Origin of the sequence: Clostridium septicum, from assembly GCF_003606265.1 — a bacterium.
In the GTDB taxonomy this organism is placed as follows: domain Bacteria; phylum Bacillota; class Clostridia; order Clostridiales; family Clostridiaceae; genus Clostridium; species Clostridium septicum.
On the sequence record NZ_CP023671.1, the window covers coordinates 2,283,963 to 2,306,367 of the forward strand.

At 26.7% G+C, this 22,405-nt stretch carries 19 protein-coding genes; 15 read left to right on the forward strand and 4 right to left on the reverse strand.

Annotated elements, in window-relative coordinates:
* The first annotated feature begins 49 nt into the window (after positions 1–49).
* From ptsG to CP523_RS10500, 5 genes are all read left to right on the forward strand, one after another.
* Positions 50–2,092, forward strand: a complete 2,043-nt coding sequence (ptsG, locus tag CP523_RS10480; RefSeq protein ID WP_162925976.1) for a glucose-specific PTS transporter subunit IIBC — start codon at positions 50–52, stop codon at positions 2,090–2,092.
* Positions 2,093–2,313: 221 nt separating this feature from the next.
* A complete protein-coding gene (gene trhA / locus CP523_RS10485) occupies positions 2,314–2,979 on the forward strand; it encodes a PAQR family membrane homeostasis protein TrhA (RefSeq protein ID WP_066674218.1) in 666 nt (221 codons plus the stop codon).
* 17 nt (positions 2,980–2,996) lie between these two features.
* Positions 2,997–3,245 (forward strand): DUF1653 domain-containing protein, encoded by a 249-nt coding sequence (locus tag CP523_RS10490; RefSeq protein ID WP_066674216.1) that lies wholly within the window; start codon positions 2,997–2,999, stop codon positions 3,243–3,245.
* Between the two features lie 447 nt (positions 3,246–3,692).
* Positions 3,693–6,128 carry an MGH1-like glycoside hydrolase domain-containing protein gene (locus CP523_RS10495; protein ID WP_341466920.1) on the forward strand — a complete coding sequence of 812 codons (2,436 nt, stop codon included), beginning with the start codon at positions 3,693–3,695 and terminating at the stop codon, positions 6,126–6,128.
* A gap of 97 nt (positions 6,129–6,225) precedes the next feature.
* Positions 6,226–7,137 (forward strand): DMT family transporter, encoded by a 912-nt coding sequence (locus CP523_RS10500; protein ID WP_227909531.1) that lies wholly within the window; start codon positions 6,226–6,228, stop codon positions 7,135–7,137.
* 45 nt (positions 7,138–7,182) lie between these two features.
* Here CP523_RS10500 and CP523_RS10505 read toward each other — a convergent pair whose 3' ends face one another.
* Positions 7,183–8,109, reverse strand: a complete 927-nt coding sequence (locus tag CP523_RS10505; protein ID WP_066674213.1) for a phosphatase domain-containing putative toxin — start codon at positions 8,107–8,109, stop codon at positions 7,183–7,185.
* 191 nt (positions 8,110–8,300) lie between these two features.
* Between CP523_RS10505 and CP523_RS10510 the strand changes: the two genes are divergently transcribed.
* From CP523_RS10510 to yaaA, 9 genes are all read left to right on the forward strand, one after another.
* Positions 8,301–8,483, forward strand: coding sequence for an alpha/beta-type small acid-soluble spore protein (locus tag CP523_RS10510; RefSeq protein WP_066674211.1), 183 nt, complete (start codon positions 8,301–8,303; stop codon positions 8,481–8,483).
* Positions 8,484–8,667: 184 nt separating this feature from the next.
* Entirely contained in the window at positions 8,668–9,798 is a 1,131-nt protein-coding gene (locus CP523_RS10515; RefSeq protein ID WP_066674210.1) for a metallophosphoesterase family protein, read from the forward strand.
* Entirely contained in the window at positions 9,788–12,541 is a 2,754-nt protein-coding gene (locus tag CP523_RS10520) for an AAA family ATPase (protein ID WP_066674209.1), read from the forward strand. Before CP523_RS10515 ends, CP523_RS10520 begins: the two co-directional genes overlap by 11 nt.
* 77 nt (positions 12,542–12,618) lie before the next feature.
* Positions 12,619–13,497, forward strand: a complete 879-nt coding sequence (locus CP523_RS10525; protein ID WP_066674207.1) for a metal ABC transporter solute-binding protein, Zn/Mn family — start codon at positions 12,619–12,621, stop codon at positions 13,495–13,497.
* A gap of 36 nt (positions 13,498–13,533) precedes the next feature.
* Positions 13,534–15,333 (forward strand): MutS-related protein, encoded by a 1,800-nt coding sequence (locus tag CP523_RS10530; protein WP_120140843.1) that lies wholly within the window; start codon positions 13,534–13,536, stop codon positions 15,331–15,333.
* A 151-nt stretch (positions 15,334–15,484) separates the two neighbouring features.
* Positions 15,485–16,369, forward strand: a complete 885-nt coding sequence (locus CP523_RS10535) for a serine hydrolase (RefSeq protein ID WP_066674197.1) — start codon at positions 15,485–15,487, stop codon at positions 16,367–16,369.
* Between the two features lie 64 nt (positions 16,370–16,433).
* On the forward strand, positions 16,434–17,327 hold the full coding sequence (locus tag CP523_RS10540; protein ID WP_066674195.1) for a 3'-5' exonuclease: 894 nt from the start codon (positions 16,434–16,436) through the stop codon (positions 17,325–17,327).
* A 117-nt stretch (positions 17,328–17,444) separates the two neighbouring features.
* Positions 17,445–17,855: a CBS domain-containing protein gene (locus CP523_RS10545; RefSeq protein WP_066674193.1), complete on the forward strand. Its 411-nt coding sequence runs from the start codon at positions 17,445–17,447 to the stop codon at positions 17,853–17,855.
* A 129-nt stretch (positions 17,856–17,984) separates the two neighbouring features.
* Positions 17,985–18,752, forward strand: a complete 768-nt coding sequence (gene yaaA / locus CP523_RS10550; protein ID WP_120140844.1) for a peroxide stress protein YaaA — start codon at positions 17,985–17,987, stop codon at positions 18,750–18,752.
* Positions 18,753–18,807: 55 nt separating this feature from the next.
* Here the strand turns inward: yaaA and CP523_RS10555 are convergent, their stop codons facing one another.
* Complete coding sequence (locus tag CP523_RS10555; protein ID WP_066674189.1) at positions 18,808–19,464, reverse strand: DUF1292 domain-containing protein; 657 nt, start codon at positions 19,462–19,464, stop codon at positions 18,808–18,810.
* 11 nt (positions 19,465–19,475) lie between these two features.
* Complete coding sequence (locus tag CP523_RS10560) at positions 19,476–20,126, reverse strand: PspA/IM30 family protein (RefSeq protein ID WP_066674187.1); 651 nt, start codon at positions 20,124–20,126, stop codon at positions 19,476–19,478.
* Positions 20,127–20,251: 125 nt separating this feature from the next.
* On the opposite strand from CP523_RS10560, the gene CP523_RS10565 reads away from it, so the two are divergent.
* Positions 20,252–21,274 carry an IS6 family transposase gene (locus CP523_RS10565; protein WP_120140473.1) on the forward strand — a complete coding sequence of 341 codons (1,023 nt, stop codon included), beginning with the start codon at positions 20,252–20,254 and terminating at the stop codon, positions 21,272–21,274.
* Between the two features lie 159 nt (positions 21,275–21,433).
* On the opposite strand, the gene CP523_RS10570 is transcribed toward CP523_RS10565, so the two are convergent.
* Positions 21,434–22,147 carry a hypothetical protein gene (locus CP523_RS10570; protein ID WP_227909530.1) on the reverse strand — a complete coding sequence of 238 codons (714 nt, stop codon included), beginning with the start codon at positions 22,145–22,147 and terminating at the stop codon, positions 21,434–21,436.
* Positions 22,148–22,405 lie beyond the last annotated feature (258 nt).

Genomic DNA, 22,405 nt, shown 5'->3' on the forward strand with positions numbered 1-22,405 from the left:
TAAAGAAAAAACTTTAGAACACCTTTTTGTAGTTTAGTAAGGAGTTAATATGAGGGAGTCAATAAAGAATATATTTGGAGGATTACAGAGAATTGGTAAAGCTTTAATGTTACCAGTAGCATTATTACCAGCAGCTGGATTATTATTAGGATTAGGAGTAATATTACAAAATCCGAATTTTTTGGATTCTGCTCCTATATTAAATTTGGACTGGATAAGGTCAATGGCAATAATAATGGAGTCATCTGGAAATATTATTTTTAATAACTTACCATTAATTTTTGCAGTAGGTGTGGCAGTGGGATTATGTGATGGTGATGGTGTTGCAGGTCTTGCAGCAATTGTTGGTTTTTTAATTTTAAACGTAACCATGGGGATAGCCGGTGGGATTTCAACTGATATGGTTTCTGAAAGCCCAATTTATGCATACGTTTTAGGAATACCAACTCTTCAAACAGGAGTATTTGGGGGAATAATAGTAGGACTTGTTTCATCATATCTATATCATAAATTTTACAATATTGAACTACCAGAGTTTCTAGGCTTCTTTTCTGGAAAAAGATTTGTTCCTATAGTTACAGCTTTGTCAGGTTTAGTTATAGGATTGATTTTATCATTTATATGGCCAACAATACAATATTCATTAATAAATTTTTCAAGAAGTTTAATATATGCAAATCAAACTATAGCAGCATTTGTTTTTGGAGTGGTTGAGAGAGCCTTAATTCCATTTGGGTTACATCATATTTGGTATAATCCTTTTTGGTATCAATTTGGGGAATATACTAATGCAGCAGGACAGGTAATAATGGGCGATCAGACAATATTTTTTGCACAATTGAAAGATGGAGTCACTATTACAGCTGGAACTTTTATGACTGGAAAATTTCCTTTTATGATGTTTGGATTACCAGCAGCGGCTTTAGCAATGTATCATGAATCCTATTCAGAAAATAGAAAAGCTATTGCAGGATTACTATTTTCAGCAGCATTAACTTCATTTCTAACAGGGATTACAGAACCAATAGAATTTACTTTCATTTTTGTAGCACCCGTATTATTTGCTATTCATTGTATTTTTGCAGGGCTTTCATTTATGTTAATGCAATTATTAAACGTAAAGATCGGTTTAACTTTTTCTGGAGGACTTATAGACTTTTTAATTTTTGGAGTTTTTCCTAATAAAACACCTTGGTATTTTGTAATTATTGTAGGAATTATTTTTTCTATAATTTACTATATAGGATTTAGATTTATTATTAGAAAGCTAGATTTAGAAACACCAGGGAGAGAAGAAGAAGAGTTTGGTGTAGATATAAATCTGCAAGGAAGTGAATTAGCTAACAAGATTTTAAGTGCATTAGGTGGTAAATCTAACGTTACATATTTAGATTCTTGTGTAACTAGATTGAGAGTAACAGTATTAGATTTAAGTCAAGTTCGAAAAGGAAATTTAAGATCCTTAGGAGCAGCTGGAATAATGACAGTAGGAAATAACTTGCAAATAATATTTGGACCAAAATCAGATATTATAAAGGAACAAATTAAAGATGTAATAGAGGGAAGAGTTTTAAAAGAAATTCCTAAAAAAAAGGTTAATATAATGAATAAGGGAATAGATACTGGAATGAAAATTTTTATTCCTGTTTCTGGAAAGTTAATTGCATTAGAAAATGTACCGGACGATGTGTTTTCTATGAAGTTGATAGGAGATGGATTTGCTATAGACCCAATAGAAAATTTATTATTTTCTCCAGTAAAGGGGGAAATAATATCAATACTTCCTACTAAACATTCAATTACTATTAGAACTGAAGATGGATTAGATGTATTTATACATATAGGAATAGATACTGTAAAACTTAAAGGTGAAGGTTTTGATGTTTTTGTAAAGGAAAATGATATTGTTGATGTTGGTGATAAGTTAATAGAGTTTCCTAATTATTTGATGGCAGAAAAAATAAAATCAAAAGTAATACCAGTAATATTTAGAAATCTACCTAGAGGTGAGTTTGTATATTTTGAAGAAAATAAATTAGTTCAAGCAAAAGATAAAAATTTAATACAAATACATAAAAAGATAGAGAGTTAAATATATTATAAAGATTATATTTAAATAGATTTATTTGGTAAATTTAGCTTTATAACACCTTAAATTTAAAGTATAATAATATAAAGAGTGCAAATATCAAAATTAATTATATGAATAAAGGGAATGGTAAGCCAAGCCGTTCCCTTTTTATATTATAGAATAATATAATTATTAATGGAAAGAATTATATTTAAAATAAGTATAATTAAGGGGGATATATTATGGGGAAAAAAGATAAGAATATTATTGAATATAATTTTTATACAAAGGGTGAAGAAATAGCTAATGCAATAACACATGGTATAGGAACAATACTTTCAGTAGTAGGAGTTGTTTTTTTATTAATTTTGGCGGTAAAATCACAAAATACTTACAAAATATTAGGAACATCCGTGTATAGCTTTTGTTTGATAATATTATACTTAGATTCTACATTATATCATTCATTACCAGGTAAAATTACTAAAAAAGTATTTAGAATATTAGATCATGCATCTATATATTTGCTAATAGCAGGAACATATACTCCATTATTAATTATATTATTGAATCAAGATAAGACATCTATGATAATATTAATAACTATATGGATTATGGCTATAATTGGAATAGTATTTAAAGCTATATGGGTAGGTAAAATGGAGTTATTATCAACCATAATTTATATTTTTATGGGATGGGCTATAGTATTTAACATAAAAACTGTTTTAAATATTGTTCCAGCTAATATTCTATTTTATGTTGTAATAGGAGGTATAGCATATACATTAGGATGTATATTTTTTGGATTGGATAAAATGCCTTATAATCATGCAATATGGCATATATTTGTTATGATAGGAAGTGCATTACACTATATTGCTATATTTTTATGTGTACTAATATAAACAAAAGGAGATAGAAAATGAGAGATATTTTAAATAGTAGAGGAAAAATATTCAGACACTTTAAAGGTGATTTATATTTATTAGAGGATTTTGTAACTCACTCAGAAACGCAAGAAAAATTAGTTTTATATAGAGCTTTATATGGAGAGTGTGGTTTATATGTAAGGCCATATAATATGTTTTTAGAAGAAGTCCCTAAGGAGAAAATTAATCCAACAGGGCAAAAATATAGATTTGAAGAATATATAGTAAAAAGTAAAAAATAAATTATTAATAAAATATGAATAAAAAATACTAGTTAATAATTAGATTACTGATTATATTAAGTCTAAATAATAAGGCCTAATTAGATAAAAGATTATCATTTTAAGTTGAATATTAACAAAGAATAAGTTGTATTCATAAAAAGTTATTATTTATAACGTTGATTTATTCACTAACAAACAGTAGAATAAGATTAAGAAAAAAACGATTACAAATATATTAGGATTGTTACTGAAGAAGGCAATACCTAAATCGAGATTTTATTATTAGTATTTCTAGCATATCTTGATTTAGGTATTTTTTTGTTTGTAATTATTTTATAGTTGTCGCTACAAAAATAGTTATTATTTTAAATATAAGGAGTGTTGATTAATTATGGCTTTTAGAATGAAAAAAAATCTATTGTAACTTCATTAGTTTCAGTTGCAATAATTGCTAATTTAGGAAGTATTAATGTTTTAGCTCAAGATAGTAGATCAAAAATAACAGATTTTGCAAATGTATTAAATATAACGGCAGCACCAACTAATCAGTTATATGCTGGATACTCAACAAATAGATATAATAACTTTTCTGATATGGGAGCATGGCATGGATATTATTTACCAGAAAAAGAAGCAACTAATTTATATGGTGGATTTGCGGGACCAGTAATAATAGGAGAAGAATATCCTATTAATATGTCAGACACTATAAGTAAAATTACAGTAAGTGATGCAGGAACAGGAAAAGTATATGATTTAACTGATTCAGAAGTAAAAAGCAGTTTTAATTATTATCCTGGAAGATTAGAGCAAGTATATGAGCTTAAAGATTTTAAATTAACATTAGAATTAATTTTTGCTAGCAATAGAAGTGCTTTAATAAAAACAAACATAGAAAATAAAACAGACAAGGAATTAAACTTAGATTTAGAGTGGACTGGTAGTATATTTAATAATTATAAAGAAAAAGAAAATGGCACAGTTTATAATTTAGGACAAACTATAGAAGAAACTACAAAAGGTGTACAAGTTAATTTCTCAAATATTAGAGATACTTGGAGATTTTTCTCAACAGAAGAAGCTAAGTTTACAGTAGAGTATGGTGGAGAGAATATTGAAACTTCTATTGATGGAAATAGTTATAAAAGTGTACTTAAAGATGATGTAATAATACAACCAGGAAATAGTTTTGAAACTTATTCAACTCAAAGTTATACTTTTACAAATACTGAACTTGAAGCAGAAAAAGAAAAAATTAATAATATGTTAGTAAATGGGAATAAATATTTTGAGGGAAATAATTCAAGATGGCAAGGATATTTAGATAAAACTTTTGCTAGTGTTGAAAAAACAACAGATAAGGATTATAAAAATGTAGCAGTAAAATCAATAGAAACATTAACAACTAACTGGAGAAGTGCAGCAGGTGCTATAAAGCATGATGGTATTGTTCCTTCTATGTCATATAAATGGTTTATAGGAATGTGGGCATGGGATTCATGGAAACAAGCAGTAGCTACAGCTAAGTTTGATGGAAATCTTGCTAAAAATAATATAAGAGCGTTATTCGATTATCAAATAACAGAAGAGGATGAATTAAGACCTCAAGATGCAGGAGCTATAATAGATGCTATATTCTTTAATAAAGATGGTGCTAGAGGCGATGATGGAGGGAATTGGAATGAAAGAAATTCAAAACCAGCATTAGCAGCTTGGGCAGTTTGGAATGTATATAAAGCTACAGGAGATGTTTCTTTTTTACAAGAAATGTATCCTAAGCTAGTTGCATATCACGAATGGTGGTATACTAATAGAGATCATGATAAAAATGGTATAGCAGAATATGGCGGAATGGTACATGAAGCTAATAATAGTAAAGATGAAATTATATTAGCAGCAGCTTGGGAAAGTGGAATGGATAATGCACCAAGATTTGATGTTGATAAGGGTGTAGATGTATTTGAAAATAAAGATGCTACAGGGAAAGTTGTAGGATATTCAATTAATCAAGAATCTGTAGATTTAAATGCATATCTTTATGCAGAAAAAGGGTTTTTAAAATCAATGGCTGAGGTGTTAGGGAACACAAGTGATGCTAAAAAGTATGAAGAAGAAGCTAAAAATGTAAGAGAATATGTTAGCCAATATATGTATGATAAAGAAACTGGTTTTTTCTATGATTTAAAAATAAATGAAGATGGATCACAAAAAGATTTATTAGTAGAAAGAGGAAAGGGACCAGAAGGATGGATTCCATTATGGGCCAAGATGGTTACTCAAGAGGAAGCAGATGAAGTGGTTAAAAATATGGTTGATTCAAATAAGTTTGATACTTTTGTTCCATTAGGAACAGCATCAAAAGATAATCCAAGTTTTGAACCAAGTAGATATTGGAGAGGACCGGTATGGCTAGATCAAGCTTTATATGGAATAGAAGCATTACAAAACTATGGATATGAAAAAGATGCTGAAAGAATGTCTAAAAAGATGTTTAATAATGCAGAAGGATTAATGGGAGATGGACCTATAAGAGAAAATTATAACCCTGAAACAGGTGAAGGATTGCATACTAAAAATTTTAGTTGGTCAGCATCAGCATATTATTTAATGTACCAAAATACATTAACATCAAATAAAACAACTTCACAAACTGGATTAGAAATACCTAAGAATGAGGTAGCAACACCAAATCCAGAACCAACGCCAAATCCTAATCTAACGCCAAATCCTAATCCAACACCAAATCCTAATCCAACACCAGAAGAAAATGTAGGAAAGCCTGAAGAAAAGCCAAATGGTAATCTTCCAAATACAGGTACAGCGGTTGGAATATCAGTTTTAGGAATATTAGGAGCAATTGCAACTGGGGCAGGTGCTTTCTTAAGAAGAAAGAAAAAATAAATTTGGTATTAAAGTTAATAATTAGTTATAATAAGAAGCAGCGAGTTAATTCTCGTTGCTTTTTTTTATAAACTTAATTGTAAGGAGGAAGTAAATAGTGAATAGTAAAACAAAGGGAGTAATATATGCTATTCTATCAGCAGTAGCATTTGGAGCCATGCCAATATTTGCGAAATTGGCATATAATAATGGTTCAAATTCTACGACAGTTTTAGCAGTAAGATTTTTATTAGCCTCACTAACATTATTTATATACTTTAAAATTAAAAGACAAAACTTTAAAATAAATAAAAAACAACTTTATATTTTATGTGTACTAGGAGTTTTTGGTTATACAATTACAAGTGAGACTCTATTTATGTCATATTCTTATTTAAGTGTAGGACTTGCTACAACGGTACATTTTATATATCCAGCTGTTGTATGCCTTATAGGATACCTATTCTTTAAAGAAAGAATAGGTAAAATGAAATTAATAGCATTAATTTTATCTATTATAGGTGTGTTTATTTTAGTTGGTTTTGAGAATAAAACTATTAGCATTCTAGGAGTAACATTGGCTTTAATTTCAGGAGTATCCTATGGAGCCAATATAATAGGTTTAAGTTTAGAGGATATATCTTCTTTAGATAATAAGATAAGTACTTTTTATATATCTATATTTTCAGGTGTAACTATGCTTATTTTAGCTATACTTACTAAAAGACTTAGTTTAGCGATTAACACAGAAATATTTGTATCATATATTGGAATATCATTAGTTTCAACAATTACATCTATTATTTTTTTGTTAAAAGCCATAGAGGAGATTGGAGCTACATCGGCATCTATATTAGCTACCTTTGAACCAATAGTAAGCATAATTTTAGGGGTATTATTTTTTAAGGAAAGTTTTACATTTCCAATGCTAATAGGAACAATGGTAATTTTAATATCGGTAATTATTATTGCTAAAAGTAAAGAAGAAAAAGTTATAGAAAAGGAAGAAGATACTAGAAGTAGTTTATAAGAATATTTAAATTAAAAATAAAAGAGATTTGAATCTCTTTTATTTTTAATTTGTAAGCTTATTAGAAGAAAGCCATGAAGAATAAGAGGTTTTATAATTGGAATCCATATTTTCTAAAGTATAGTTATAAAAGTACTCTAGAAATTTTGCTCTAGACTTATTATCTGTAAGAACTACACCACCATTAGTAACTTGCTCTTTTAGTATATCTTCTAATGGAATTTTATTTTTATTTTTCATCATTTGATAAAGAACCATGAAAGTTGTGGTTCTACCTTGACCTTGATGACAATGAAAATGTAGATGTTCATTGCTATCTAGATTAACAATAAATTCAATAAAATCATCTACTGTTGAAGGTGTAGGTATTTTAGCATCTCTAACAGCGAAGCGAACGTAATTAAGATTTGCGTTTTTAACAGCTTTACCTTCACTTAAAACATTTTTTACTTCAATAGTTTTCTTGAATTCACCAGATTTGCTATATAAATTTAATGATTCTTCTTTAGCTATAGAAGAAAGGTCCTTTTTTTCAGATTTTAGTGTCTCCTTAGATGATAATCCGCTATTAATTAATTTAAATAGACTATAAAAGCTTATAGCAGTATCATCTACAAAACCATGAGATTCTTGTCTTAAATCCACAATAGTAATATTATCTGTTCCTACAGCCTCTTTTATATCATCAAGTTGACTAGGAACAAATTGAGCACTACCTGAAATATTTAAATCTTTAATATCTCTAAATCTATTAGGCAATGAATTTTTTGAACGAGTATCAAGAATATTGAATTTATCCGCAATAAATGGATAAGGTGTAGATAAAGGTATTGGTTCTGTAGAAGCATAGCTTATAATAAAAGTAGGAAATAAGCAAATGGGCAATATTAGTAAAGAAATTCTTATAAGTGTATTTTTAAGTATTTTTGAATTATATTGTTTAGTACAGACAAACTTTTTAAAATAAATCATATATCTAAAACCTCCTTAAGTATAGTTTTAAATATAGTTTGTACTTATATAAAACAAAATATCCAACTTTTACTTAGAATACAAAAAACAAAAAAAGGTTAATATAATAGTGTAAACAAAATAACTCATTAAAAAGAAATTTTTAATATGTTAGTTTACAAAAAAGCCTAAGGCCAAAGGAGGAATTGCAAATGTCAAAAGCATTAGTTCCAGAAGCAAAAAATGGATTGAACGCATTTAAAAATGAGGTAGCATCAGAAATAGGAATACTATTTTCAGATTATAATGGTGACCTAACAGCTAGACAATGTGGTTCCGTAGGTGGCGAAATGGTAAAAAGAATGGTTGAACAATACGAAAGCTCACTAAAATAAGCCATAAGGACAACATTACTAAATTAATAGGACAACGGTTATGGATATACCACCAAAGTTTTAAGTAATGTCAACCATTCAAAAATGAAAAGAGAGATACTTTTAAAGTATCTCTCTTTTCGTTGTATATAAAAATTATTTATGATAAAATTAGAACAGAAGTTCGCGATAAAGGTGATATATTATGAAAGAAGTGAAAATATTACAATGTGGAGATTTACATTTTGATACTCCATTTAAAGAATTAAGTAATAGTCTTGCTTTAGTAAGCAAAGAAGAACTATTAGAAGTGTTTAAAAGAATAATAGATATATGTGAAAAGGAATATATAGATATATTTTTATTATCAGGAGATATTTTTGATAATTTTACAGTTAATAAGAAAACTTTAAATTTTATAAAAAGTCAATTACAAAGAATCTCTAATATACGAATATTTATTTCACCAGGAAATCATGATCCATATAATGAAAAATCTTTTTATAAAATGATAGAATGGCCTAAGAATGTTCATATATTTAAAGGTAAATTAGAAAATATATTTATAGAAGAACTGGAGACAGTAGTTTGGGGAGCTGCATTTAACTCCCAATATGTAAAAAAAAGTCTTATCGAAGGAGTGCAAATTAAAAATGATTATATAAATATAGCACTTATTCATGGAGATATTTCAAATGTAGAAGAGGGAAATGAATATAATCCTATTACTTTAAAGGAAATAGGTGAATCTAATATTGATTATATAGCTTTAGGACATAGACATACTTATAGTGGAATACTTAGAGAGAGAAATACATGTTATGCTTATTCAGGATGCCCTCAAGGACGAGGATTTGATGAATTAGGAGATAAAGGAGTAATTATAGGTAGTATTTCTAAAGGTGCTGTAGATTTGAAGTTTATTAAAACATCTAAGAGAAATTATTATGTAGAGGAAATAGATATTACTAACTCTATTGGATATGAAGAAATTAAGTCTGTAATATTAGATAGTATAGATAGAGATAAAAGAGAGAGTAATTTATATAAAATTATATTAACTGGAGAATTAGATGACTCTTTTAATTTAAGAGAAGAAATAGTATTAGATAAGATAAAAGATGATTTTTATTTTGTAAAGGTTATTGATAAAACAGAAATAAAAGTTGACTATAGTGAAATTTCAAAAGATTTTTCTGTGAAAGGATTATTTGTTAAAAAGCTATTAGAAAAGTTAGAGCAATCAAATGATGAAGAAAGCGAAATTATAAAAATGTCACTTAAGTTGGGTATGCAATGTCTTTCAGAGGAAGAGGTGAGAAGAGATGATTATTAGAAAAGCTAATATAGTAGCTTTTGCAGGAATAACAAATAAAATAATTGAGTTTTCAAATGGAATAAATATAATATATGGTGGTAATGAGGCAGGAAAAAGTACAATACAAAACTTTATAAAAATATGGTTATTTGGAATGAATTCTAAAAGAAGTAAATATATAAAAAATAATGATAGGTTAAGGTTTACTCCAATTTCAGGAGAAAAAATAAAAGGCCAATTATATGTAGAACACTTAAATAGGATTTATATAATAGAAAGAAGTTTTGGATTATCTAAAAAAGAAGATACTTCAGAAGTTTTAGATGCTTTAACAGGTGAAAAAATAGATTGGATCTCTAAGAATGAGCCTGGAAAATATTTTTTAGATGTTAACTTAGCAACATTTTCTAGAACATTATTTATTAGTCAGCTAGGAGTAGGGGTATCAAAAGATAAAGATGATGAAATAATGGAGAGAGCAGCAAATCTTTTAGGAAGCGGAAATGAAAAAATATCAATACAAAAATCCATGGAAAGATTAGAGTCTATAAAAAAATCTTTAGTAACAATTAGAAAAACAGGACAGTTAGATTTATTAAGATCTAGATATTCAGACTTATTAGAGGAGCGTTATGAAAGAAGTAAATTAGCAGAACAAAATATAGATAATGAAGAGAAAATTATTGTTTTAAAAGATAAAAGAAGCTTTTTGAGAAAAGAACTTAAAAATTTAGAGATTTATAAAAAGTATAAAAAGAAAATTAAGTTACAAAAAGAATATGAAGAGATTACAGAATATTTAAAGAAAAGTGAAGAGTTAAAGCGAAAAGAAAGATTTATAGAAGAGTCTATTTCAGCTAATGGGAATATAATTGATATATCATTTCTAAACGATATAAAAGAAGAGAATTCTCTTTATTTAAGTTTGTTAGATTTAAAATCTCAAAGTTATGAGAATCTTAACGAGTCTGTAGAAGCCTATAATAGAAAAAGAGATTCTTTTAAAGATGTTTTATTTGTAGAAAAACTAGATACAAGCGTAAAAGAAAAGATTTTAAGAAACACAATGGAACAAGAAGTTTTAAAAGAAAAATTAAGTGCTTATGAAACTCTAAATGATGATATCAAAAAATTAAATTTAGAAATGGATAAAAGGAAAGCATTTATAGGAGATATTATAAAATTCAAAGGTGTACGAGAGGATATAGATAGTTTACTAAAAAAGTATGAAGAAAAATTAAAAGAACTAAAATTTAAAATGGAGAATAATAAATCTTTATCAATAAATGAAGCGGATATTAAGACTATGGAGAAAAAATTATTATCTAATAGGCTTATTTTTTTTATTACAATAGGAGTTTTAACAGTATCAATAATGCTTTTTAAAGTAAATTTAATAATATTACTGCCTTTAATTGTTATATCTATATTTTTCGGAAACAAATTATTTAGAATATCTGTAGACTTAAAAGGTGTAGAAGCAAGTAAAAGAAATATATACAATATGGAAGAGTTACATAATGAAATAGCGTGTATAGAAGAAAAATTATTTTCTTTTAATGGTTTAGTAAATGCTAAAAATTATGAGGATTTTATAAAAAAACTAAAAACTTATGATGATTTTATAGTATATGAAGAAAAACAAAAAACCAAAATAAGTGAAAAACAAATACAATTAAAGAGTATAAATATAGAAGAAGTAAAAGAAAGATATAATGAAAATTTACACCAATTAAATTATATATTTGAATTAGCGAATACTGATGACATAAATGAAATAATTCAAATGATATCTAAATATGAAGTATCTAGCAAAGAGGTATTATCTTTAAAAATAGAGATTGAGAAGGAAAAAGAATCTGTAGAACGTTTAGATAGGGAAATAAAAATTAGAGAGGATAGATTAAATGATAAGTTAGAAAGTTTAGGATTAAAGGAAATTAATTTAGAAAATTTAGAAGAAAAACTATTGGAAATAAAAAATAAGATATTGCAAAGAGATGACATAAAAAGGTCCTTAGAATCTATAGAAGAAACTTACAAAGCATTAACTAAAGATAAGGATATAGGTGGTATTAAGGAAGAGATTAAAGAAATTATAAATGAGGATATAAGTTATTCTTACGAATCTGAGGAAGAAATAGATAATCAGATAAAAAGTAAATCAAATGATTTAATAGAACTTGAAAAGTCTATTAAGGATGTAGAAAATGAAATAAATACTAAGTTTATAGGGAAGAGAGATTTGTCTACGATAGATGAAGAAATAGAAGAGGTTTCTTCACAAATTTCTAAATCAGAAAAAAGACTAAAGGCTACTGAAGTTGCAATAGAAACTTTAGAAGAAGCCTTTAGAGAAGCTAGAACGAATTTTGGACCTATGCTTAATTCAAAAGTATTAAATTATTTTAAAGAGTTTAGCAAGAATGAATACAGTGAAGTTATGGTTTCTGACTCTTATGAAATAAAAGTTAGGAATAAAGAAAATTTATTATTGCCAGGAGATCTTTTAAGTAATGGCGCAAATGATCAACTCTATTTATCACTAAGATTAGCTTTTATTGAAATGTTATATAATGAAAGTGAGATCCCTATAATATTAGATGATGCCTTCGTACAATATGATGATGAGAGGGTAAAAAATGTTTTAAGTGTTTTATATAAAAATGAATTTAAACAGCTATTAATATTTACTTGTCAAAATAGGGAAAAGAAAATATTAGATAATAAAAACTTAGATAATAATTATATTTGTTTATAATGTTGACAATAATACAAATGCAAGGTAAAATTATACCAAAAAATAATGCAAATCATTTGCATTTGAAGAGGTGAATTATGAAAAAGAAATTAATAGCGACGGGTTTAATAATATTAGGCATAATATCAAGTGTTGGGTGCACAACAAAAGAAAAACAAGATAACACAAGTAAGTTAAGAGTTCAAGTAACTATAAGTCCTTTAAAGGAATTTGCAGAGTCTATAGGAGGAGATAAAATTGAAGTATCATCAATTATTCCTAATGGAAGCGAACCTCATGATTTTGAACCAAAACCTAAGGATTTAGAAGCACTTACAAATAGTGACGTTTTTATTTATAATGGATTAGATATGGAACATTGGCTTGAACCAGTTTTAGGAACAATAAAAGACAAGAATGTTGAAGTAGTTAATTCAAGTGACGGAGTTAATGTAATTAAAACAGATGGAAAAGAAGACCCTCATGCTTGGTTAAGTTTAAAAGAAGCTACTAAACAAGCTGAAAATATAAAAGATGCATTAGTTAAAAAAGATAGTGTAAATAAAGAATTTTATGAAGAAAACTTTAAGAAGTTAAAAAATGAATTTGATTCTTTATATTCAGAGTATGAGGTTAAATTCCAAGAGATTAAAAATAAAGATTTTGTAACCGGTCATGCAGCTTTTGGGTATCTTTGTAGAGATTTTGGACTAACACAAAAGAGTATAGCAGATATATATGGAGAAGGAGAACTTACACCTAAAACTTTAGAAGAATTAGTTAATTATTGTAAAGATAATAACGTAAAAACTATATTTAGTGAATCAACTGCAAGCTCTAAGGAATCAGAAACATTAGCAAAAGAGGCTGGAGCAAAAGTAGAAAAGATTTATAGTTTAGAAACTAAAGAAGATAATAAAACGTATTTAGATGGAATGAAATATAATTTAGAAAAAATATTAGAAGCATTAAAATAATTTAATATGATAAAATAAGGGGGAGGGGGTTGGGAAATGAATAATAGAGAAAAGTTTTATAAAGATAATATAGAAGAAGGAAAAGTAAAAGAAGATAAACTTAAAAAAGATTTATATGTGTTTTCAGTTATAAGACTTGTGATAGTTGTATTGGCAATATGTACAACATATTTACTTTATAAAAAGGATATGTTACTAGGTATATTCTTAGAGTTAATTATATATTTATGTATATTTCTTGTTATTGCTTATTTTCATAATAGAAAAATAGAGTGTAAAAGAAAAAATGATATTTTTATAAAAGTAAATGAAGATGGATTAAAAAGATTAGATGGAACGTGGAGAGAGTTTGAAGATCAAGGAATAGAATATTTAAATGAAGAACATGGGTTTATTAATGACTTAGATGTATTTGGAAGAAGTTCTTTATTCCAATTGATAAATACCACTAAAACAAAATTTGGTAGAAAAGTTTTATCTGAAAAATTAAAACTTGAAAATTTACCTACTAAATCAGAAGTTACTAAAAAGCAGGAAGGTATAAAAGAGCTTGCAGAAAAAATTCAATGGAGACAAAAGCTTATTATAGAATCAACTTTTAATAAAGGTGGTAAAAATGAAGTTAAAGAATTATTAAATTGGGCCAAGGGAAAAACTAAGATAGGATATTCATTGAAAGTTATTCCATATATATTTATAACATTGACTATATTATCTATGTTATTAGTAGCATTAAAAAAAATACCTTTTAGTTATTTAATTCTAGTATTTATGACAAATTATATAGTGGTAAAATTACTTACTAAGCCTTTAAGTGACATTATACAATTATTTCATAAGCATAGAAATGATATAGAAGCTTATTGTAATATATTAAATCTTATAGACAAAGAAGAATTTAAATCAGAAATATTAATAGAACTTAAATCAAAAATTAAAAATACTGATATAGATTGTTGTAAAGAAATGAAAGCTCTTAAAGAATTAGTAGACTGGTTGGGAGATAGTTCTTCAAATGCATACTATTTAATAATAAATGTGATTATGTTATCTGATACATTTATTTTAAGAAATCTTGAGAGTTGGAGACAAAGGAATGGAGATTATTTAGAAAATTGGCTTAATGTAATGGGTGAATTTGAGGCTTTAGCTAGTATATCTAATCTAGCATATGACTTTAATAAATGGAATTATCCAACTATACTAGATGATAATGAAGTTTATGGAAAAAATATAGGTCACCCAATGTTAGGGGATAGAGCTAAGGTCAATGATTTCTGTTTAAGAGGTAACGAAAAAGTAGCTTTAATTACAGGATCAAATATGTCAGGTAAAAGTACATTTTTAAGAACTTTAGGAATTAATTTAGTATTAAGTTATATCGGTTCACCAACTTATAGTGATGAATTTAACTGCGGAGTTTTTAGTATTTATACATGCATGAGAACCAAAGATAATTTAGAAGAAAGTATCTCATCTTTCTATGCAGAAATACTTAGAATAAAAAAAGTTATAGAGGCATCTAAAGAAGGTAAGAGAGTATTCTTTTTATTAGATGAGATATTTAAAGGAACTAATTCTATGGATAGACACGAAGGAGCTAAAGTGCTTATAAATCAACTTGTGAGCTTAGGAGGAATAGGATTAGTATCTACTCATGATTTAGAGTTATGTGAATTAGAAAAAACTAAAAAATGGCTTGTAAATTATAATTTTCAGGAGTATTATGAAAATGAGAAAATAAAATTTGATTACAAGCTGAGAGTTGGCAGAAGTACCACACAAAACGCTATTCATTTAATGAAATTAGCTGGAATAGATTTTAATGGTAATTAAGTGAAAAATATTAAAATAAATATAGTATTCTTAAAAATATTTTATTATAGAAATGTAAGACAAATCTCAAGAATATATTTTCTTGAGATTTTTTACGTTTTAATATATTATAATATTCAAATTTGCTTTTTACAAAGGGAGAGAGTTTGTTATGTCAAGAAAAAATATTATTTCAATTATTTTAATTATCTGTATGGCAGTTAGCTGTACAAGCTGTGCTAATAAAGGGAGCAGTAAAGAAGAGGGATTAATTAAACCAATAGCTATTAAAGGGGAATCTATTAAGTCTATAGGAGATAAAACTAGACAAATTAATGAAGAGATAAGAGATATTGTTGGTGATGATATAGATAGGATGGGATTATATTATTATGATATTAAAACTGGTGAGAATATAGCTATAAATGAGGACAAGGTGTTTAGAGCTGCTAGTACTACAAAAGTAGATTTAGCTATGATGGTTATGGATGCTATGAATAGAGGAGAATTATCTCCAAATGATACTTTTAGTTATGTAGAAGAGTTAGATTATGAAGATGGAACTGGAATACTTCAAGATTTAGAAACAATAAAACCGTTAACAGTTATGGAACTTATAAAATTATCAATTGTATATTCAGATAACATAGCAACTAATATGTTATATAGAACAACTCCATATAATAGATCAGATTATATATATAAAGTAACAGGAATACCATGTAAAAAAGAGATTAATGAGAGTACACCTAAACAGCAATTTTTAATGTTAAAGAAGCTTTATGAAAATAATGAAAAAAATCCTTATTATGATAAGTTAATTGAATTTATGAAAGAAACTGAATTTCATGATAGAATAGACAAAGATATTCCTTGGGAGATTTGCGCGCATAAGATAGGAAATAATGATATGTATATTCATGATATTGGAATTATATATACTGAAAACCCTTATATTTTAGTTGTGTATACGGAAGATTTAGGAAATGAGGAATATGCTATGAATGTAATTTCAGATATTTCAAAAAAAATATATGAAATAAACCAAAGTAACTAATGAATTTTAATTAATTTAATGGCATAATATACCTATAAGCATAAATGGTGAAAGGGTGCATTAAATGGCATTTATAATAATTGATTTGGAATTTAATAATTTAAGTGGTATTACTAAATATTATCCGAATATATATGATGAGTATGCTAATTTAAAAGATATAGAAGTAGAAAATGAGATAATAGAAATTGGGGCAATAAAGCTTGATAATTATATGAAGCCATTAGAGGAATTTAAAACATATATAAAACCAACAATTTTTCCAATTTTAAATCCAAAAGTATCAGAAATAACCAATATAACAGATAAGGATTTACAGAATGGAGTTTCTTTTAAAGAAGGTATTAATAATCTGAGAAATATAATTGAAGATGGTGATATTATATGTTCTTGGGCAAAGGATGATATTGCGCAAATAATAAGTAATGCTATATATCATAAATATGATGATTTAAGTTGGATTAATAATTATTTAGATATACAAGAATATTCAACTAAAATATTGGCTAAAAAGAAAGTATTGAGTTTGAAGAAGGCATTAGAAGAGTTGAAGATAAAAATAGATAAAAAAAACTTACATGATGCTTTAAATGATGCTATTTACACATCTTTTGTTTTTAAGAGAATATATAACTCTAGAATAATTAGGAATTATATAATTAAAGACCTATATAATATGCCAGTTTTAGAGGTTAAAAACTTAAGTGATTTTAATATTGATAAAAGTTGTGTAAAAGAATATTGTCCTAAATGTAAGATTAAAATTGATATTGAAATACCATTGAAAGCTATGGGTTGGAGGTTTGTATCTTTAGGTAAGTGTCCCAAATGTAATAATAGAGTAATAAATGAAGTGCAAGTTAAAAAAACAATAAGTGGAAAAGTAGTATATAAGGAGATTTCAACTATAATAAATGAGGTTGAATATATGAATTATTATTATAAGATTAATAAATAGTAGATTATTTATTAATCTTATAATAGAATTGAAATTTACAACAATTACATTGTAAAAACAGTAAAAATGATATATACTTTAGGTGGTCCACTAAATGTATAAGGGGAAGGGAAATATATGAATATTGCGTTTTTTTTAACACCTAAGAACGAAGTTATATATGAATATTTAGATGCAACAATGCGACAAGTTATAGAAAGAATGGAGCATCATGGATATACAGCAATTCCTTTAATAGATAAGGGAGGAAAATATGTAGGTACACTTACAGAAGGTGATTTACTATGGAAATTAAAAAATACACCTGAGTTGAATTTTAAAAATACGGGGAGTGTAAAAGTAACAGATATACCTCGTAAAAGAAAGCATAGAAGTGTATCAATTAATTCAGATGTAGAAAGCTTGATATCACTTGCAACCACTCAAAATTTTGTTCCGGTTGTAGATGATGAAGGAACATTTATAGGTATAATAAAAAGAAGTGATATTATAAATTATTGCTATAATGAAATGAAAAAAGAAATATAGAATATATGATTAAATAGGGATTTGTTATTCAAATCCCTATTTTTATGTAAATTTAAAGTGGATAATTGTGATTAATTGAAAATTATTATTGGTAATGATATTATATTATATATAAAGGAGGGAGTTAAAATGTTAGTAGTTATATCTCCGGCGAAAACATTAGATTTTGATTATATAAATATTAATACTCCAATGAGTGAGCCGAGATTTTTAGCAAAATCAAAAGTTATTATGGACGAGCTAAAAAAGCTTGATGCTTATTCTCTGTCAAAATTAATGAAGATAAGTGATAAGTTAGCAACTTTAAATAGAGATAGATTTGAAGAATGGACTGAAAATTTAGATAAAGCAAAACAATGCTTACTTGCATTTAAGGGTGATGTATATAGAGGATTAGATGTAGGTAGTTTTACAGAAGAGGATTTATTTTATGCAGATGGTCATTTAAGAATATTATCAGGATTATATGGCGTTTTGAGACCTTTTGATGGAATAAATCCATATAGATTGGAAATGGGTACTAAAATAAAAGTTAAGGATGAAAAAGATCTCTATAAATTTTGGGGAAATGATTTAAGAGATTCTTTAATAAAGGAGTTATCTAATCATTCAGAGAAAGTACTTATAAATTTAGCGTCACAGGAGTATTTTAAGTCGGTTGAAGGTATAGAAAATATATCAGATGTAAGAGTTATTACACCTATTTTTAAAGAATGGAGAAATGGGAAATATAAAATAATATCATTAAATGCTAAAAGAGCTAGAGGATTAATGACTAGATATATAATACAAAATCAAATAGATAATGTAGAAATAATAAAAGATTTTTCAGAAGAAGGATATACTTTTAGTGAAGAAATGTCAGAAGATAATCAATGGATTTTTGTTAGAGAATAATAAGTAAAATATAATAAAAATATGATTCTATAAAAAATAGAATCATATTTTTATATTAATAATCAGATTGTTCAAATGTATTAACTATAAAATCAAACTCAGAGGTATCTGTTATTTCTCCAAATTCATCAGATGAAATTGATGGATAGTAATAAAGTATATATTTATCAGTATTATCCTCTATATTTTCTAGAATGATATATAATTTATCTAATTGTTTATCTTCAAGTGTAGCTAAAACATTATATTTGCTTGATTTTCCTGTATTATTATTAGTTAAATCTAAAAAGAAATTTTTATGTTTTCTTATATTGATTTTATTTTTATCGCACTTTTTTATATAAGAATTGGATCTACAGCCCAAGCAACCTTTAAATTCACATTCTCTAATACAGTTTAAACAAGCACATTTAGAGCAATTTTCAAATTGTAAAAAAGATTCTCTATTGTCATTTTTGAATATTTTTAGATCTTCATGTGAATTATTTGTGGAAAAAAAGTTAATTAATTTTTTTTTCTGTGACTTTGTTTTAGAAATATTTAACTTTTCTATATAAGTTTTTAATATACTTATTTTAGAATAATATTTTCTTTTAATTAATTCATTTTCATCTAAAAAAGGAGATATCTCACTTATAGCATAAGTTAAATCAGTATATATTTTTCCAAAGTGGTCAAGTTCTTCTTTTATGAAATCGGAGTTATTAGCCATTTATATCACCTTTAAGAATTTTTATATTTTTCAAGCTCTAGATCTAAATCAACAGAATCTAAAGCTTCAAATTCACTTTCAAAAGTATCAGTATTTTTAAGTTCACCTAAGCCTTTAGCTAAAGCCTCTTGCTTTTGTATCTTTCTTTCTATATCATCTATTTTAATTGAATTTGATTTAGTTTGAACATTTGCAAGAACCTCATTTACTTTTTTACTTGCTTCAGCATTACTAAATCTTGCAGCTGCTTCATCTCTATAACTTCTAGTTTTAATTATTTCATTTTCTAACTCAGATAAGTTTTTCTTTATAGAATCAGCTTGATTTCTTGCGGCCTCATAAGTTTCCTTTAAGCTTTTATATTTCTTTTCGGTTTCTATTTTTTTAGCTAAAGCTCTCTTAGCTAAATCTTCATTTCCTTTAGATAATGCTAGTTTAACTTTTGATTCTAAATCATTAACCTCTAATTCAGTAGCTTCCAACTTTCTTTTAATTTCATGAGCATTACCGATAATTTGAGCAGAATTTAACTTTGCTTTATTAAGTTGATTTTCCATATCTCTAATTTTTTGATCAAGTAACTCAATTGGATTTTCTAACTCATCTAAAGTTGAGTTTACCTTTGATTTAAACATATTTGACATTCTATTAAAAATTCCCATAAAACAACCTCCTAGTTATTTTCTTCGATCTGTTAAGTTATATGAACATTGCTCTTCTCAACCCAAGGAAATACAATAGGTTTGCAAGACTAAATAATACCCCCTTCGAAAAGGAGAGAAGAACAATGAGCAAAACTAATATAAAATGCCCACGCTGTAATTCTGATAAACTATATAAGTTTGGTATGAATAAGCAGGCTAAACAAAAGTATCAATGTAAGCAGTGTAAGCGCCAATTCGTCCTAGGCGACGGTGACGGACGTCCTAAACTAAATAATCCTAAATGTCCTAGATGCGGTAAGGGAACTTACTTACATCATGCATATAAACATTACAATCGCTATAAGTGCAATAACAAGAAGTGTAATCACATAATAGTAAAACATCACACCACCAATATTGATACAGCTTCTAGTGAATTAGTTAGTGGTTCCCTTTCAATGAAAGGAATGCGTTTTCCGCTACATGTAATACTAACTGCATTAACACTATATTTTTTAAATAATTCATCAACAAGAGCCATTTCTCAATTCTTGATGATTAACTCTGGAATTAAAGTATCTCATGTCACGATAGCCAGTTGGACTAATAAATTTGCACCTTTCTTTAAACAAAAGGCTGATAAATTTAAAGCTAGTTTAAACTTACAATCTGACGATTGGCACGCTGATGAAACAGTAGTATTTATTAATGGTGAAAGATACTACCTTTGGTTAGCTATTGATTCAGAAACTAGATTTATTTTAGCATTTCATTTAACTAAATCTAGAAGTTCTGATTCAGCATACGCATTGGTAAATGAAGCTAAAAAATTTGGTGAACCAGCTAATTTTATAACTGATAGATTACCTTCATATAATGAAGCCGTGGCTACGCTATTGCCCAATACAACTCATATTCCTGTAGCTCCAATGTCTAGTGATACAAATAATAATTTAATTGAATCATTTAATAAAACATTTAAAGCCTGGTATAAAACCAAGAAAGGATTCAACTCTTTTCAAAAAGCTAATAACCTTATATATTTATTTATCTTTCACTATAACTTTATTAGACCACATGGATCATTAAATAACTGTACTCCAGCAGAAGTTGCCGGCTTCGCCAGCGATAGCTTTGCTAAAAACTCTTGGTTTTCAGCATCTTAATTAAATTTAATACCTTTGATTAACCTGCAAAAAATCAATGCTATTGTAGGCTTATTTGCCATACAATAAAACATTCAAACTTATATAATTTTCAAAGAGCAAGTAATTCTATGAAAAATCAAGCTATTTTTTCATATCAACTTAACAGATTCATTTTCTTTAATATTTTCTTTTCTTTAAATAGATCTTAATAAGTACAACTATTAAGATAAATATAATAGATATAGTAAAAAATGTACTTAGTGAAAAACCACTACCATATCTATAATTAGAGTACCTTCTAGTTGGAAATCCGAAAGGTATTCCAAATTTTTCTTTTGGTTTTGTATTATTTTCATAATCTTTATCTTGGGTATCTTTATTATTATTTTCTTTATCAGTTGTTGAAAAAGATCCACTACTAAATCCTTTTGAACTACTGTTGCCATTATTTTTTGATTCACTAAAGTTACCAGATTTGAATTCATTTGAACTTTTTTTATTGCTACTAGAGTCTTTATTATTAGTGCTAGAATCTTTATTATTAGTACTATCACTTGATTTAAAGCTACCAGACTTAAATCCACTTGAATTTTTATTAGTATTAGAATCTTTATTAATTGTGGATTTTTTAGTACTATTATTTGATTTAAAGCTTCCACTTTTAAAGCTACTTGAGCTTTTAGATTTTGAGCTAGAGCTACTATGTTTACTGGAGGAGCTGCTACTTTTACTAGAAGAAGATTTTGCAAAAGTTATGGTTTCCCCCCCTGTTACTGGAGATAATATTGAAATCGTATCTATAGTAAAACTAGAAATAATAAAAACTATAGTAAGACAAAATGTTAAAAGAAGTTTATTTTTTATGTTTAAGTATTTTTTTATGCTTTTCACCTCCAAGAACAAAGATTATATACCTATATTATACTATGTATAAAAAATCTTCAAAGTTCGTTTTAGGTAATTTTTCCTTGAATTAGTATATTAGAAGTTTATAAGTATACAATAACTATTAAAATCGTATTATTACTAACTTATAATAATAAAAATAAGTATATAAAAAAGTATAAAATAACTCTTATATAAAGAAAATGTATATTTAATTGTAACATAGTATTATGGTAGTATTCATAATATTAACAATTTAAACTC

What these genes read in the sequence shown, in the direction of transcription:
- CP523_RS10505 (WP_066674213.1), bottom strand. Translation starts at nt 8,109, where the DNA reads ATGATTTATTTTAAAAAGTTTGTCTGTACTAAACAATATAATTCAAAA.
- yaaA (WP_120140844.1), top strand. Translation starts at nt 17,985, where the DNA reads ATGTTAGTAGTTATATCTCCGGCGAAAACATTAGATTTTGATTATATA.
- CP523_RS10515 (WP_066674210.1), top strand. Translation starts at nt 8,668, where the DNA reads ATGAAAGAAGTGAAAATATTACAATGTGGAGATTTACATTTTGATACT.
- CP523_RS10535 (WP_066674197.1), top strand. Translation starts at nt 15,485, where the DNA reads ATGTCAAGAAAAAATATTATTTCAATTATTTTAATTATCTGTATGGCA.
- CP523_RS10525 (WP_066674207.1), top strand. Translation starts at nt 12,619, where the DNA reads ATGAAAAAGAAATTAATAGCGACGGGTTTAATAATATTAGGCATAATA.
- CP523_RS10490 (WP_066674216.1), top strand. Translation starts at nt 2,997, where the DNA reads ATGAGAGATATTTTAAATAGTAGAGGAAAAATATTCAGACACTTTAAA.
- ptsG (WP_162925976.1), top strand. Translation starts at nt 50, where the DNA reads ATGAGGGAGTCAATAAAGAATATATTTGGAGGATTACAGAGAATTGGT.
- CP523_RS10520 (WP_066674209.1), top strand. Translation starts at nt 9,788, where the DNA reads ATGATTATTAGAAAAGCTAATATAGTAGCTTTTGCAGGAATAACAAAT.
- CP523_RS10540 (WP_066674195.1), top strand. Translation starts at nt 16,434, where the DNA reads ATGGCATTTATAATAATTGATTTGGAATTTAATAATTTAAGTGGTATT.
- CP523_RS10545 (WP_066674193.1), top strand. Translation starts at nt 17,445, where the DNA reads ATGAATATTGCGTTTTTTTTAACACCTAAGAACGAAGTTATATATGAA.
- trhA (WP_066674218.1), top strand. Translation starts at nt 2,314, where the DNA reads ATGGGGAAAAAAGATAAGAATATTATTGAATATAATTTTTATACAAAG.
- CP523_RS10555 (WP_066674189.1), bottom strand. Translation starts at nt 19,464, where the DNA reads ATGGCTAATAACTCCGATTTCATAAAAGAAGAACTTGACCACTTTGGA.
- CP523_RS10560 (WP_066674187.1), bottom strand. Translation starts at nt 20,126, where the DNA reads ATGGGAATTTTTAATAGAATGTCAAATATGTTTAAATCAAAGGTAAAC.
- CP523_RS10530 (WP_120140843.1), top strand. Translation starts at nt 13,534, where the DNA reads ATGAATAATAGAGAAAAGTTTTATAAAGATAATATAGAAGAAGGAAAA.
- CP523_RS10565 (WP_120140473.1), top strand. Translation starts at nt 20,252, where the DNA reads ATGAGCAAAACTAATATAAAATGCCCACGCTGTAATTCTGATAAACTA.
- CP523_RS10510 (WP_066674211.1), top strand. Translation starts at nt 8,301, where the DNA reads ATGTCAAAAGCATTAGTTCCAGAAGCAAAAAATGGATTGAACGCATTT.